The sequence below is a fragment of the Pseudomonas sp. FFUP_PS_473 genome (assembly GCF_002858665.1).
Classification (GTDB): domain Bacteria; phylum Pseudomonadota; class Gammaproteobacteria; order Pseudomonadales; family Pseudomonadaceae; genus Aquipseudomonas; species Aquipseudomonas defluvii.
The window spans coordinates 37,844-51,071 of the sequence record NZ_PJQQ01000001.1 but is presented as its reverse complement, the minus strand read 5'-3'; the positions used below and the strand labels follow the sequence as shown (position 1 = coordinate 51,071).

At 58.1% G+C, this 13,228-nt stretch carries 14 protein-coding genes, 1 tRNA gene and 1 pseudogene; 15 read left to right on the top strand and 1 reads right to left on the bottom strand.

What is annotated here, in order from left to right; translation table 11 throughout:
- The 12 genes and pseudogenes from modC to CYD26_RS25740 all read left to right on the top strand — a co-directional run bounded on the left by modC (position 1) and on the right by CYD26_RS25740 (position 8,395).
- A complete protein-coding gene (modC, locus tag CYD26_RS00225; protein WP_099775115.1) occupies positions 1-1,089 on the top strand; it encodes a molybdenum ABC transporter ATP-binding protein in 1,089 nt (362 codons plus the stop codon).
- 309 nt (positions 1,090-1,398) lie between these two features.
- Complete coding sequence (gene csrA / locus CYD26_RS00220; RefSeq protein WP_065761791.1) at positions 1,399-1,596, top strand: carbon storage regulator CsrA; 198 nt, start codon at positions 1,399-1,401, stop codon at positions 1,594-1,596.
- A gap of 487 nt (positions 1,597-2,083) precedes the next feature.
- A complete protein-coding gene (locus CYD26_RS00215; RefSeq protein WP_178081677.1) occupies positions 2,084-2,341 on the top strand; it encodes a hypothetical protein in 258 nt (85 codons plus the stop codon).
- Between the two features lie 110 nt (positions 2,342-2,451).
- Positions 2,452-2,536, top strand: a tRNA-Leu gene (locus tag CYD26_RS00210).
- Positions 2,537-2,721: 185 nt separating this feature from the next.
- Positions 2,722-2,907, top strand: a complete 186-nt coding sequence (locus CYD26_RS00205; protein WP_256587490.1) for a hypothetical protein — start codon at positions 2,722-2,724, stop codon at positions 2,905-2,907.
- Between the two features lie 71 nt (positions 2,908-2,978).
- Entirely contained in the window at positions 2,979-3,395 is a 417-nt protein-coding gene (locus CYD26_RS00200; protein ID WP_065761789.1) for a glycine zipper domain-containing protein, read from the top strand.
- A gap of 267 nt (positions 3,396-3,662) precedes the next feature.
- Complete coding sequence (locus tag CYD26_RS00195; RefSeq protein ID WP_102051491.1) at positions 3,663-4,310, top strand: hypothetical protein; 648 nt, start codon at positions 3,663-3,665, stop codon at positions 4,308-4,310.
- Between the two features lie 61 nt (positions 4,311-4,371).
- Complete coding sequence (locus tag CYD26_RS00190; protein WP_102051490.1) at positions 4,372-5,016, top strand: metalloregulator ArsR/SmtB family transcription factor; 645 nt, start codon at positions 4,372-4,374, stop codon at positions 5,014-5,016.
- Positions 5,017-5,165: 149 nt separating this feature from the next.
- Positions 5,166-5,393 carry a hypothetical protein gene (locus tag CYD26_RS00185; protein WP_102051489.1) on the top strand — a complete coding sequence of 76 codons (228 nt, stop codon included), beginning with the start codon at positions 5,166-5,168 and terminating at the stop codon, positions 5,391-5,393.
- Between the two features lie 69 nt (positions 5,394-5,462).
- Positions 5,463-6,077, top strand: coding sequence for a LysE family transporter (locus CYD26_RS00180; protein WP_099775117.1), 615 nt, complete (start codon positions 5,463-5,465; stop codon positions 6,075-6,077).
- A 296-nt stretch (positions 6,078-6,373) separates the two neighbouring features.
- A pseudogene (locus tag CYD26_RS25745) lies at positions 6,374-7,537 on the top strand (cache domain-containing protein); the annotation flags it as partial.
- A gap of 93 nt (positions 7,538-7,630) precedes the next feature.
- Positions 7,631-8,395 (top strand): methyl-accepting chemotaxis protein, encoded by a 765-nt coding sequence (locus CYD26_RS25740; protein ID WP_371917173.1) that lies wholly within the window; start codon positions 7,631-7,633, stop codon positions 8,393-8,395.
- Positions 8,396-8,468: 73 nt separating this feature from the next.
- On the opposite strand, the gene csiR is transcribed toward CYD26_RS25740, so the two are convergent.
- Positions 8,469-9,185 carry a DNA-binding transcriptional regulator CsiR gene (gene csiR, locus CYD26_RS00170; protein ID WP_245704411.1) on the bottom strand — a complete coding sequence of 239 codons (717 nt, stop codon included), beginning with the start codon at positions 9,183-9,185 and terminating at the stop codon, positions 8,469-8,471.
- Positions 9,186-9,375: 190 nt separating this feature from the next.
- Between csiR and glaH the strand changes: the two genes are divergently transcribed.
- The 3 genes from glaH (at position 9,376) to gabD (ending at position 13,177) form a co-directional block, all read left to right on the top strand.
- Positions 9,376-10,353, top strand: a complete 978-nt coding sequence (glaH, locus tag CYD26_RS00165; protein ID WP_102051488.1) for a glutarate dioxygenase GlaH — start codon at positions 9,376-9,378, stop codon at positions 10,351-10,353.
- Between the two features lie 93 nt (positions 10,354-10,446).
- Complete coding sequence (gene lhgO, locus CYD26_RS00160; protein ID WP_065761768.1) at positions 10,447-11,715, top strand: L-2-hydroxyglutarate oxidase; 1,269 nt, start codon at positions 10,447-10,449, stop codon at positions 11,713-11,715.
- 13 nt (positions 11,716-11,728) lie between these two features.
- Positions 11,729-13,177, top strand: a complete 1,449-nt coding sequence (gabD, locus tag CYD26_RS00155) for an NADP-dependent succinate-semialdehyde dehydrogenase (protein WP_099775119.1) — start codon at positions 11,729-11,731, stop codon at positions 13,175-13,177.
- Positions 13,178-13,228: the final 51 nt, after the last annotated feature.

Sequence of the window (13,228 nt, the reverse complement as noted above, 5' to 3'; positions counted from 1 at the left end):
ATGCACCCCATGATTCATGCCCGCTTGAAAGTGGCCTGGAAGGCGTTTGAACTGAACGTCGACCTGCAGTTGCCCGGCCGCGGGATCAGCGCCCTGTTCGGTCACTCCGGCTCTGGCAAGACAACCTGCCTGCGTTGCCTGGCAGGCCTTGAGCGAGCGAAAGAAGCGTATATCGAGGTCAATGGCGTGGTCTGGCAAGACTCACGCAGGCAGTACTTCCTGCCCGCGCACAAGCGTTCCATTGGCTACGTGTTCCAGGAAGCCAGCCTGTTCAGCCATCTGTCGGTGCGTGGCAATCTGGAGTTCGGACAGCGCCGCACCCCGCCCCGTGAGCGCAAAGTGGCGTTTGAGCAGGCCTGCGAACTGCTTGGCATCGGCCACCTGCTTGAGCGTCAGCCTGATACGCTCTCTGGCGGCGAACGGCAACGCGTAGGCATCGCTCGCGCCTTGTTGACCAGCCCGCAGCTGCTGCTGATGGATGAGCCACTCGCGGCACTCGATGCACCGCGCAAGCGCGAGATCCTGCCGTACCTTGAGCGCCTGCACGACGAACTGGAGATTCCCCTGGTATACGTCAGCCATGCGCTGGACGAAGTGACACAACTGGCTGATCACCTGGTGATCATCGAACAGGGCAACGTACTGGCCAGCGGTGCCATAGCGCCAACCCTGGCGCGCATCGACCTGCCGCTGGCGCAGGACGAAGATGCCGGGGTCATCATCGAAGGCAGCGTCGCACATTATGACCCGGCCTATCGATTGCTGGGGCTGCATCTGCCCGGCACAGCCTTGCAACTGCGCGTCACTCATACGCCGCTGGCGCTTGGAACGTACCTGCGGCTCAAGGTCCGCGCGCGCGATGTGAGCCTCAGCCTGGTCGAAAACGACCATTCCAGCATCCTCAATCGCCTGCCCGTGCGTGTTGGTCAACACCGCATTGCCGACAATGACGCCCACGTGCTGCTCAGCCTTGATGCCAGTGGCACACCATTGCTGGCGCGCATCACCCGCTTCTCATACGACCAATTGGGTATCCATGAAGGGCAGCAGCTTTGGGCGCAAATTAAATCGGTGGCTTTGCTTGGCTGATCACACGTGCCACGCGTTAAAATTCTAGGCTGTTGGGATACGGCATATTAAGATTTTGCTCATGCCTAGCAGAGAAATTTCCCATATTCGTCGAACCCCCCTATGCTTGCGTCTGCGGGCAAAGGTGCGTTCCTACGTTTGCATCCGCCCAGTCGCCTCCTGCGACTAAAGACACGCAGCAGAATCTTTGCTCGGAGAATTTATTTTCAACGAATGCGTCTTTAATAAAGGAAAGAGGAAGCGCATATAGTGCGCGACCGGCCTGGGCAACAACGTTGCCAGGCAATTCAAGCTACCAAGGAGAAATACATGCTGATACTCACCCGAAAGGTCGGCGAAAGCATCGTTATCGATGATGACATCAAGGTCACCATTCTCGGCGTCAAGGGGATGCAAGTGAGGATCGGCATTGATGCACCCAAAGATGTACAAGTGCATCGAGAAGAGATTTTCAAGCGCATCCAGGCTGGCAACCCAGCACCAGAGAAAGGAGACGATCAGCACTAACAGCCCATGACTCGAGTCGCACGGATGCGCTTGGTCGCTGAAGACCGGCCATGACCGCAGATCGCATGCCTTTCAGGAGGCCCAGGCGCGCCGATCAACGCCTGCAACTGCAACGTGCCGCCCCATGAGCGAAAAGCCAATAGCCGACTATTGAGGCGTCTCTTGCTCAGGATTTCGTCCTGGAACACGCAGATTCAGCCACAACGGCGTGATAAGTGTGCCTGCCACAAATGCCGGTAACCGTTGACCGTCGGGCAAACCGACTTCAGCACTGACCGTAAACACTATTCCCGCGCACCTGCCAGGTTCAGCAGTAGAAAAGCTGCAACCCGCCGAACTGTGGCAAACCGTAGTTGCCATTGTCCGCGCACCGGCCCTCGGCCTTCCCTTCGCTGCGCAAACACCTGATCAGGCACTGGTAACTTGCTATAGTCCCCCCGCGGCCATAGCAAAGCCCACTGCCGATAAGGGACTAGAGGATAAGGTCTTGGTATCAGACATGCGGATGAAGGGAATTCATGACGACTTGGAGCACACGGCCGAGAAACTTGAGCAGGTTGCGACAACGTTAGCGGGCCATGCGCTCTACCTGCAACACTCGGTACATACGCAGGATGCCGCGGATATACAGGGACGAATAGCAGGCTTACAGGCCTCTGTAGATGACCTGCGCGACGTGGCGCAGAGCATTGAGCAGCAACAGCTTGAACAGGGCAAAGCCCCTGCCCGGTTGACTCAAATATAACGATGAGTTATAAAGACGCCTCGATTTTGCGCCACTGATTAGTTGCGCCGAGTGGCTTGATGTAGCTTGCTTTGAGTTGCTTGATGTAGCGCAGTAAAGAAATCGAGCATGCGAGTGTGGTGGAATTGGTATACACAGCAGACTTAAAATCTGCCGGCGTGAGCCTTGCGGGTTCGAGTCCCGCCACTCGCACCATATTAGAGAAGGCGCCTTGATAGGCGCCTTTTTGCTGCCTGCGATTCATCCAGAACAGTCATCCAGCCCTTTAGGCTAACCGCTCCATACAGCCTACAAATGCGGCATCCTGCCGAAACCAATAACAGAAAACACTGTCAGAGCCTTGCAACTAAAAAACCGCGCTGCGGATCAAGGAAACAACAGTGCTGACTCGCCTTTCGCAATTCGCCCTGATCGCCACTTTCCTGGCGTCCTCCGGCTGTTATCACCATCATTACCATGACCGGGATGACGATGGCTGGCGCGATCAGGACCACCGCTACTCGCAAGACCGGGATCACCGCCGTCATCACCGACATGATGATCGCTACCGGGACGAGGACCGCTAAAGCCCTCGCCGACATGTTTGTTGTACGACCTGCCCATTTGAACACTGCCCCCCTTTTCTGAGGCTCATATCATGCGTTTTACATTGCCTACCCTTGCTCTAGGTCTTCTCTTGTCTCAATGCGCGTTGGCTGCCGGCGATGGTACTGCCGCAGTCGGCGGCGGCCTGGGTGGCGCCTTGGGTAATGTCATCGGCCAGCAAATCGGCGGTAGCACAGGCGCAGCGATTGGCGCTGGTGTTGGCGGCGCAGCCGGCAGTGCTGTCGGCGCCAAGAAAGGCAACCGCACCGAAGCTGCTCTGGGTGGCGGGCTCGGTTCTGCGGGCGGCTCGATCATCGGTCACCAGATCGGCGGCTCCACCGGTTCCACTATCGGCGCAGGCCTCGGTGGCGCAGCGGGTGGCGCACTGGGTAACCATCTGGGTGACGATGGCGACAACAACGATGGTGGCAAGCGACACAAGCACAAGCGTCACCACAAGCACGATTGATCCCTCGCGACACAAACCCGGCCTGGCGCCGGGTTTTGCGTTTTCTCGACACCCTCTTCACAAACAGTTCACGTCGAGCGCCCTATTCTGGCAATGCTCCTACAGAATCTCCCTTGGCCCGCCCAGTGCGGGTTTTTTTATGCCTGCCCGCCCAAAAGAATCCTGCCTGAATGTGCGCCTGCTGGAAAAATGCACTCGACCTGTTAATGGCATATTTTTATGCTTTAATTGATATTGCAAGGTCATCCATGCCACGAGGATTCCGTCATGAACATCAAGATTCTGGCAATGCTGTTGCTCGCGCTCTGCGTACAACCCGCCTGGAGTGCGTCATACGGTGAACCTACCAACCACACTGCAAAACCTGTCGCCAGTGAGCCCGCTGCGCTTAGCACACGCTTGGCATTGCGGGACTTGTGGGTCGAACATATCTTCTGGATCAGAAACTACGCGATTGCCAACCAGACCGGCGACAACAAGCAAGCCACAGTCGCCAGTACAGAAGTCGTCGCAAATGCTACCCGTATTGCCAACAGCCTGGCACCGCTCTACGGCCAACACGCCGCTGATCAGTTGCTCAAACTGCTGGCCGGGCACTGGGGGGCAGTGAAACACTACAGTGACGCAACGATAAGCAAGAATGCCGCGGGCAAGGACTCCGCCGTAAACGAGCTCACCAGCAATGCCAAAGCGATCGCCGCGTTCCTGGCCAAGGCCAACCCCAACCTGCCTGAAGCGTCGTTGGTGGCCATGCTCAGCGCTCATGGCGGGCATCATGTAGCCCAGATCGATCAATTGGCCATGAAGGACTACGCTGCCGAAGCCAAGACCTGGATGGCAATGCGCGAACATATCCTGACATTGGCCGACACCCTCACCGCCGCACTGGTCAAACAGTTCCCGGACAAGTTCTGAGCAAGCCGCGCGGGGTGTCTCTGGCGCCTCGCGCGAACTTATCGAGTGGAGATCCAACTAAATGCTTCAAGGATTGGGCCGCACCCAACAGGACCTGCTCAGCGCCCTGCTCTATCAGCCTTCCGGCATGAGCATCGATGAGCTGGCGCATGCCCTGACGATCACACGCACCGCAGTACGTCAGCACTTGGCCGCACTGGAGCGCGACGGCCTGGTCGCACGCGGGCAAACGCGACCAACCGGCAGAAGACCCGAGCAGTTGCACCAACTGACTGACCGGGGCAAGGAGCTGTTTCCCCGCCAGTACCACCTGCTGGCCAGCCTGGTCATTGGTGAGGTTGCCAAGCTCGTCGGCCATGACGGCCTGATCACCCTGATGCGCAATCTGGGTAGCAGGATGGCAGCCGACCTTGAACAACAGGCGATTAAAGAAGAAAAAATCGTCGAACACATGAACAACACAGGCTATGAAGCCAACGTCTTTTTCCGTTCCGGTGGCGAAAAAGAAATTGTCGCGCACAACTGTGTCTTCCATCACCTGGCCGCAACCCACCCCGAGGTCTGCGAACTGGATCTGGCATTGATCGGCAGCCTGGGACACAGCACGGTTGAACACCTGACGTGCATGGTTCGAGGGGCAACAGTGTGCACATTTCATCTGAAGCCGCTGCCCGTCACACCCAATGAAGGTTCGACCACGGACTGATCCCATCAGGCGGTCAAAGCAATGGCGTTGTTCTGGCGGACGCAAAAGTGAAGATGAAAATTCAAACCTGACTGAGTATTCTGACCGGCGGCACTCCGCGGCCAGCAAGCGCCAGGTGACAGTACCTGACGATGTTTTGAGAGGTAGGAATGGGCACCAGGAAATCAACCAGTGAACTGAAACGCGACCTGAAAGCGGTTGCATCAAACCTGGAACGAACCGCCGGGGAAATCAGCAAACTCGCCGAGCGGGTCAAAGACGTCGATGTCGTGGCGGTACTGCACTTGATGAATCGTCTGTACAAGGACTCTGACAGGCTGAAGGCCTACGCAGACGAGATCAAAGAAGGAAAAATCGTACGGGGCAAGTCAGATTAAACCCCAACAGGCGTATCCTGTTTTTGAATCAGACCCTGTTCTGGCCAGCAGATACCGATGGAGATTTTCATGCTTGGTGTAACGGACTACAGCGCTTTTGTCATTGCCTTCATTATCTTGCTGGCCATCCCCGGCCCAGGTAACTTCGCCTTGATCACGTCGACCGGCAAGGGCGGAATAAAAGGCGGGCTCGCGGCCACTTTCGGCGTCATCTTCGGTGACCAGGTGTTGTTGTGGCTGGCGGTCGCTGGCGTTGCGGCACTGTTGAACACCTACCCGGCAGCCTTCCATCTGGTGCAGTGGCTCGGTGCAGCCTACCTGGCCTGGCTGGGCGCACGGATGCTGCTGGCAAAACCGGGTACAGCTCCTCTTCGACAGATGAAGCCCAACCGTTACCTGCGCCAAACCCTCATGATCACGCTGCTTAACCCCAAGGCCATCGTCTTCTACATGGCGTTTTTTCCGCTGTTCGTCGATCCGGTACGCCACCAGGGGCTGGTGACGTTTGCCTTCATGGCCGTGACAATCGCGGTGCTCACGTTTCTGTATGGCCTGATAGCGGTGCTGCTGACTCACTTTCTGGCCGAGCGTTTGCGTGCAAATCCGAAGGTATCCAGTGCCCTGGAAAAATTGGCAGGCGCATGCCTATTGGGATTTGGCATCAAATTGGCTGTGCTTCGCTGAAGCGCCACCTGTTTCAAACACCTCGAGTCACCGTCATAAAAAAAGCCGCCAGCGACCGGGCTGGCGGCTAAACATAGCGCAATGAAGATAGTGCCGTCGCCACCGAGGGACCTCTCCCAAGTGACCGCAAGAGTATCTCCTGAACCCGCGTACGGTGCTTGTTCATGCCTGCCAAAGGCGTTGCAGCTGCGTGCCACGGGCAAACCTCAGCACCGCCCATCAAAAACGTAGATATTTTTAGTTTTTAGCGATACTTTTAACCGCTTGGCGACCTGAACCGCTGATCCGTCGTCGCCATGCCGAAGTCCTGCCAGCCACATCAGGCGGCCTCCCTGTCTCGCTCAAGCGCTGACAGACCACACATTATAAAAAGCCTCGCTGCGTGCATTTCACACCACCAGGGTCTTAGTCGGAGACTAAACGCCGTGCTGCAAAACCTGAAATTCAGCCACAAGATCCTGATCGCTGCCTCATTGGTGGTGATCGCCATTCTCTCGCTGTTCTCGGTTTACAACGATGTTCGCCAAGGCGCCTACATCGAGAACGAACTGCGGGGTGACCTGCAGAACAACGGAACACTCACCGCACAGAACATTCAGAGCTGGCTCTCCGGACGCGTCGCCCTGCTTGAGTCGATGCAGCAAAACATTGAGCGCGACCTGAGCGATGACTCGATCATGGCTGCCATGTCATTGAAAGCCATTCGTCAGGCATTCGAACTGGCCTACATCGGAACCCAGGCAGATGGCCGCTTCCTGGCCAACAAGCCGACGGACCTGGGCAAAGACTATGACCCACGGGTCCGCCCTTGGTACAAAGAGGCCGAGACTGCAGGCCAGGCCATACTGACCAACCCCTACATGGACCTGGTGAGCAATGAGCTGGTGATGTCGATCACCGCACCTGTGCGGCACGACGGGCGCCTGGCCGGTATCACCGGTGTAGACCTCAGCCTGAAGACCATGACGGACATGATCAACGCCCTCGACTTCAATGGCACCGGCTATGCCTTCCTGGTCAGCAGGGACGGTACGATTCTGGTCCACCAAGACCGCAAACTGGTCATGAAGTCGCTGAAGGATCTGTACCCGAACCATACCCCGGGTATCGACCAGCGCTTCGCCGAAGCTGAAGAGAATGGCAAACCCCGCATCGTCAGCTTCACGCCCATCAAGGGCCTGCCCTCAGTCGACTGGTACATTGGCCTGTCAATCGACAAAGACATGGCTTACAGCCAACAACGAGAGTTTCGTGCCAGCGCACTGATCGCCAGCATTGTGGCGGTCGTGGTGATCATCGCCCTGCTGGGGATGCTGATCCAGGTGCTCATGAAACCCCTGAACAACCTTTCTCGCGCAATGGAAAACATTGCCCAAGGCGAAGGCGACCTGACCCGGCGAATCGATGTGCAATCGCGCGATGAATTCGGCCAACTGGCCATCGCCTTCAACCGCTTCGTTGAGCGCATCCATGGGTCTATCCGCGAGGTGGCGTCTACCACGGCTCAGGTCAACAACGTCGTCAAGCAAGTGATCCGATCGTCAGAGTCGTCGATGAGCAGTTCTGACGAGCAAAGCCAACGCACCAACAGTGTCGCCGCGGCCATCAACGAACTGGGCGCCGCAGCCCAGGAGATTGCGCGCAACGCGGCAGATGCGTCACGCCAGGCGTCAGGTGCCAGCCTGCAAGCCGAGGACGGTGGCCAGGTCGTGGCCCGAACCCTCCAGGCCATGAGCGAGTTGTCCTCGAAGATCAGTGCGTCGTGCCTCAATATCGAAACCCTGAACAACCGTACCGTCGACATCGGTCGAATCCTCGAGGTGATCAAGGGCATTTCCGAACAGACCAATTTGCTGGCCCTGAACGCGGCCATCGAAGCGGCTCGGGCGGGTGAGGCAGGACGTGGCTTTGCCGTGGTGGCGGACGAAGTACGCAGCCTGGCACATCGTACCCAGGAGTCCGCACAGGAAATCCAGACGATGATTCAAGAGTTGCAGGTCGGCGCACGCGAAGCCGTGGCAACCATGACGGAAAGCCAGCAACACAGTGAGGAAAGTGTGACGATTGCCAATCAGGCGGGCGAACACCTGAATGGCGTAACCGGCCGCATCGTGGAAATCGACGGGATGAACCAGTCCGTCGCGGCGGCAACAGAGGAGCAGACCTCGGTCATCGAGTCACTGAACGTCGACATCATCGAGATCAACAGCCTCAACCAACAAGGCATCTCCAACCTCAATGCAACGTTGCAAGCCTGCAAGGCGCTAGACGAACAGGCCGAACGCCTGAAGAGCCTGGTGGACAGCTTCCGCATCTGATCTGATCGACAGGGGCGCCCGTGCGCCCCTGCATCACTGCATCACTGCATCACTGCATCACTGCCCGAGCGTGTCAGGACGCCGGGACAAGCGATACCGCCTTCCCCAACCCTTCACGCTGCATGACCTCAAGAATGATCGGCACGGGCGACATCAGGTGGTTACGCATCATGGTCGTCGCGCGCTCCGTGTCCCGCGCCAGGATCGCTTCAACCAGCGCGGCATGCTCCTTGCGCTTGATCTCCAACGCTTCCTCCGAGAACACCGTCTGGGTCAACCACAGATGGCGGTAGCGCTCGGCCTGATCGAACAGATAGGTGCGCACCTGCAACAAGTGCTTGGAACCGCAGCCTGCGGCGATGGCGCTATGAAAAGCCTTGTGCCGCATATCCCAGACATCGAGGACTTTTTCGCGGGTTTGTACATCCATCACTTTGGACAAGGTATGGGACTGGGCCACGACCTGCGCTTCCCACGCATCATCGCCGCGCTCGATGGCGAGGCCCACGATCATGGCTTCAAGGTTCGCGCGAGCATCATAAATATCCTGAAGCTCCTGCAGCGACATGGACGCAACCCGATAGCCCTTCTGGCTGATGACCACCACCAGATGCTCTGCCACGAGCTGCGACAGCGCCTCGCGTAGCGGGCCGACGCCCAGGTCATAGCGCTCCTTGAGCCCGCTCATTAGCAGCTTTTCACCTGGTTTGAATACGCCGCGAATGATGTCGTGCTTAAGCCGCTCGTACCCACTGAATGCAGAGTTATGCCTGGGGGCGAGGCTTTCCAAGGTACTGCTCCTGAACTCAAAAAAATCAATCATACCCAAACCGCTTGCAGCGGAAAAACATTAGACAAAAAGATTTTATGTCGCTCAAATTGAAAAATGTAGACATTTTTAATTTGTAGCGATATTTTACTCCTGCCTGATCCAGATCATTGCTGGAAGACGCCTTTTACTACCTCTGCCAGGAGCCTCCATGAACGCCTTCACTCACATTCAAGACCCCGTTATGCCGCTTCCGGTAGAGACCAAGGGCTTTACCGTCAGCCCGTCCAAGCAGTCCCCACGCCTGCTGGAACTGACCTTCAGCAAGGAAGTCGTCGATGCCTTCGTCAGCGCCGTAGCCCAATGGCCGGTACAGGCGCTGGAGTACAAGTCGTTCCTGCGTTTCCGCGTCGGCCAGATCCTCGACGAACTGTGTGAAGGCACACTGCGTCCGGTACTGCTGAACACCATCCTGGACCGCGCTACCGGCGGCATGCTGGTCACCCCGCAGGGCCTGTGTGACGTGACCCAGGCCGACGACATGGTCAAGTTCTCCTCGGCCATCGCGCACCTGATCGGTCGCTCGAACTTCGATGCCATGAGCGGTCAGTTCTATGCCCGCTTCGTGGTAGTCAACACCGACAACTCCGACAGCTACCTGCGTCAGCCTCACCGTGTAATGGAACTGCACAACGACGGCACCTTCGTCAAAGAGCACACCGACTACGTGCTGATGATGAAGATCGACGAGCAGAACATGGTCGGTGGCAACACCCTGCTGCTGCACCTGGACGACTGGGAAGACATCGACCACTACTTCTCTCACCCACTGGCGCGCCGTGAGATGCGTTTCACCGCACCACCGAGCAAGAACGTGCGTGAAGATGTCTTCCACCCGGTGTTTGACAATGACGACCAGGGCCGTCCAACCATGCGCTACATCGACCAGTTCGTGCAGCCGCAGGACTTCGAGGAAGGCATCTGGCTGAACGCCATGTCCGAGTCGATCGAAGGTAGCCAGAAGAAGCTTTCGGTACCGGTACCGGTTGGCAGCTTCGTACTGATCAACAACATGTTCTGGCTGCACGGTCGTGATCGTTTTACCCCGCACCCGGAACTGCGTCGCGAACTGATGCGTCAGCGCGGCTACATCAGCTATCAGAAGACCCTGTACAAGCGCGGCCAATAATGCGCGCAACACGCTGAAGCGACGAGGCCACCACCGGGTGGCCTTCGTCGTCTCTCCAATAAACCTAATTCAGGTGGGTGCAGGCTAATGGCTATGTACGACTTCATTATCATCGGTGGCGGCATCGTGGGTATGTCCACGGCCATGCAACTGATCCAGGTTTACCCCGACGCAAAAATCCTTTTGCTGGAAAAAGAATCCGGCCCGGCCAAACACCAGACCGGCCATAACAGTGGCGTGATTCATGCCGGTGTCTATTACACCCCCGGCAGCCTGAAGGCGCGCTTCTGCCTGGAAGGCAACAAGGCCACCAAGGCGTTCTGCGACAAGCACGGCATCCGCTATGACGAGTGCGGCAAGCTGCTGGTGGCAACCAACGAGCTGGAAATGCAGCGCATGAGTGCGCTGTGGGACCGCACCGAAGCCAATGGCTTGAAACGCGAGTGGCTGAGTGCTGACGAGCTGCGCGAGCGCGAGCCGAACATTGTCGGCATGGGTGGCATCTTCGTGCCGTCCAGCGGCATCGTGAACTACGCACAAGTGACCGCCGCCATGGGCCGCGAGTTCGAAGCGGCCGGTGGCGAAATTCGCTACAACAGTGAAGTGAACGGCATCGACGAACGTGCGGATGAAGTGCTGGTGCGCACCGACGGCCACGAGTACCACGGACGCTTCCTGATCACCTGCTCGGGCCTGATGGCCGACCGCGTGGTGCGCATGCTGGGGGTCAAGCCGAACTTCATCATCTGCCCATTCCGTGGCGAGTACTACCTGCTGCCCAAGCAGCACAACCAGATCGTCAACCACCTGATCTACCCGATCCCGGACCCGTCCATGCCGTTCCTCGGCGTACACCTGACCCGGATGATCGATGGCACCGTCACTGTCGGGCCGAACGCGGTGCTGGCGATGAAGCGCGAAGGCTATCGCAAGACCGACATTTCGATTCCCGACCTGTTCGAAACCCTGACGACCCCGGGCATCCTCAAGGTACTGATGAAGAACCTGCGCCCGGGCCTTATCGAGATGAAGAACTCGATGTTCAAGGGTGGCTACCTGAAAGAAGTACAGAAGTACTGCCCGAGCATCGTCAAGAGCGACCTTACCGCCTACCCGGCCGGTGTGCGCGCGCAGGCCGTTTCGCTGGATGGCAAGTTGATCGACGACTTCCTGTTCGTGAACACCAAACGCAGCATCAGCGTGTGTAACGCGCCTTCTCCTGCCGCGACCTCGGCCATCCCTATCGGCGCCCACATCGTCGACAAGGTACGCGAACAGCTTTCCAGTCAGGGCGCCAGCTTCGTCAAGCCCGCCAATACCGCCCGGCCTGCCGTGGCAGCGGCATCCGCCGCGACCAAGTAACGAGGAACTCAACGTGCAACTCAACGATTTGAAACTGTTTCGCCAACACGCTTACATCGACGGCGCCTGGGTAGAAGCCGACAACGGCCAGACCATCACGGTCACGAACCCGGCCACAGGCGAAACGATCGGCACCGTACCGAAGATGGGCGCGGCCGAAACCCGTCGTGCCATCGAAGCCGCGGACCGCGCGCTGCCGGCCTGGCGTGCACTGACCGCCAAGGAACGTGCGGTCAAGCTGCGTAAATGGTTTGAATTGATGATGGCCAACCAGGAAGACCTGGCCCGTCTGATGACCCTGGAACAGGGGAAGCCACTGACCGAGTCGAAAGGCGAGATCGCCTACGCTGCATCGTTCCTGGAATGGTTCGGTGAAGAAGCCAAGCGCATCTACGGCGACATGATTCCTGGGCATCAGGTCGACAAGCGCCTGATGGTGCTCAAGCAGCCTATTGGTGTAACCGCAGCGATCACCCCGTGGAACTTCCCTTCGGCAATGATCACCCGCAAAGCCGGCCCGGCACTGGCCGCCGGTTGCACCATGGTACTCAAGCCTGCCTCCCAGACCCCCTACTCGGCACTGGCACTGGCTGAACTGGCCGAGCGCGCCGGCATTCCAAAAGGCGTGTTCAGCGTTGTCACTGGCAGCGCGGGTGAAGTCGGCGGCGAGCTGACCGGCAACCCGATCGTGCGCAAGGTGACCTTCACCGGCTCGACCGAAATCGGTCGCCAGCTGATGGTCGAATGCGCCAAGGACATCAAGAAAGTCTCCCTGGAACTGGGTGGTAACGCGCCCTTCATCGTATTTGACGATGCCGACCTGGACGCGGCTGTCGACGGTGCGCTGATTTCCAAATACCGCAACAACGGCCAGACCTGCGTCTGCGCCAACCGCCTGTACATTCAGGACGGTGTCTACGACGCCTTCGTCGAAAAACTCACCGCTGCCGTCGCCAAGCTCAACATCGGCAACGGTCTGGAAAATGGCATCACCACCGGCCCGCTGATCGACGCCAAGGCCCTGGCCAAAGTCCAGGAGCACATCGACGACGCCGTGAGCAAAGGCGCTCGCGTCGTTGCAGGCGGCAAGCCGCATGCACTGGGTGGCACCTTCTTCGAGCCGACGATTCTGGTCGACGTACCGCGTAACGCCGCGGTAGCCAAGGAAGAGACCTTCGGCCCACTGGCGCCGCTGTTCCGCTTCAAGGACGAGGCTGAGGTCATTGCCATGGCCAACGACACCGAGTTCGGCCTGGCGTCCTACTTCTATGCCCGTGACCTGAGCCGGGTGTTCCGTGTCGGCGAAGCCCTGGAATACGGCATCGTCGGAATCAACACCGGCATCATCTCCAACGAAGTGGCCCCGTTCGGCGGCATCAAGGCTTCGGGGTTGGGCCGTGAAGGTTCCAAGTACGGCATCGAGGACTACCTGGAAATCAAGTACCTCTGCATCGGTATCTGAACCTTTCCTTTCTACATCGGACAAGACCGCAACCCGTTGCGGTTTATGAGG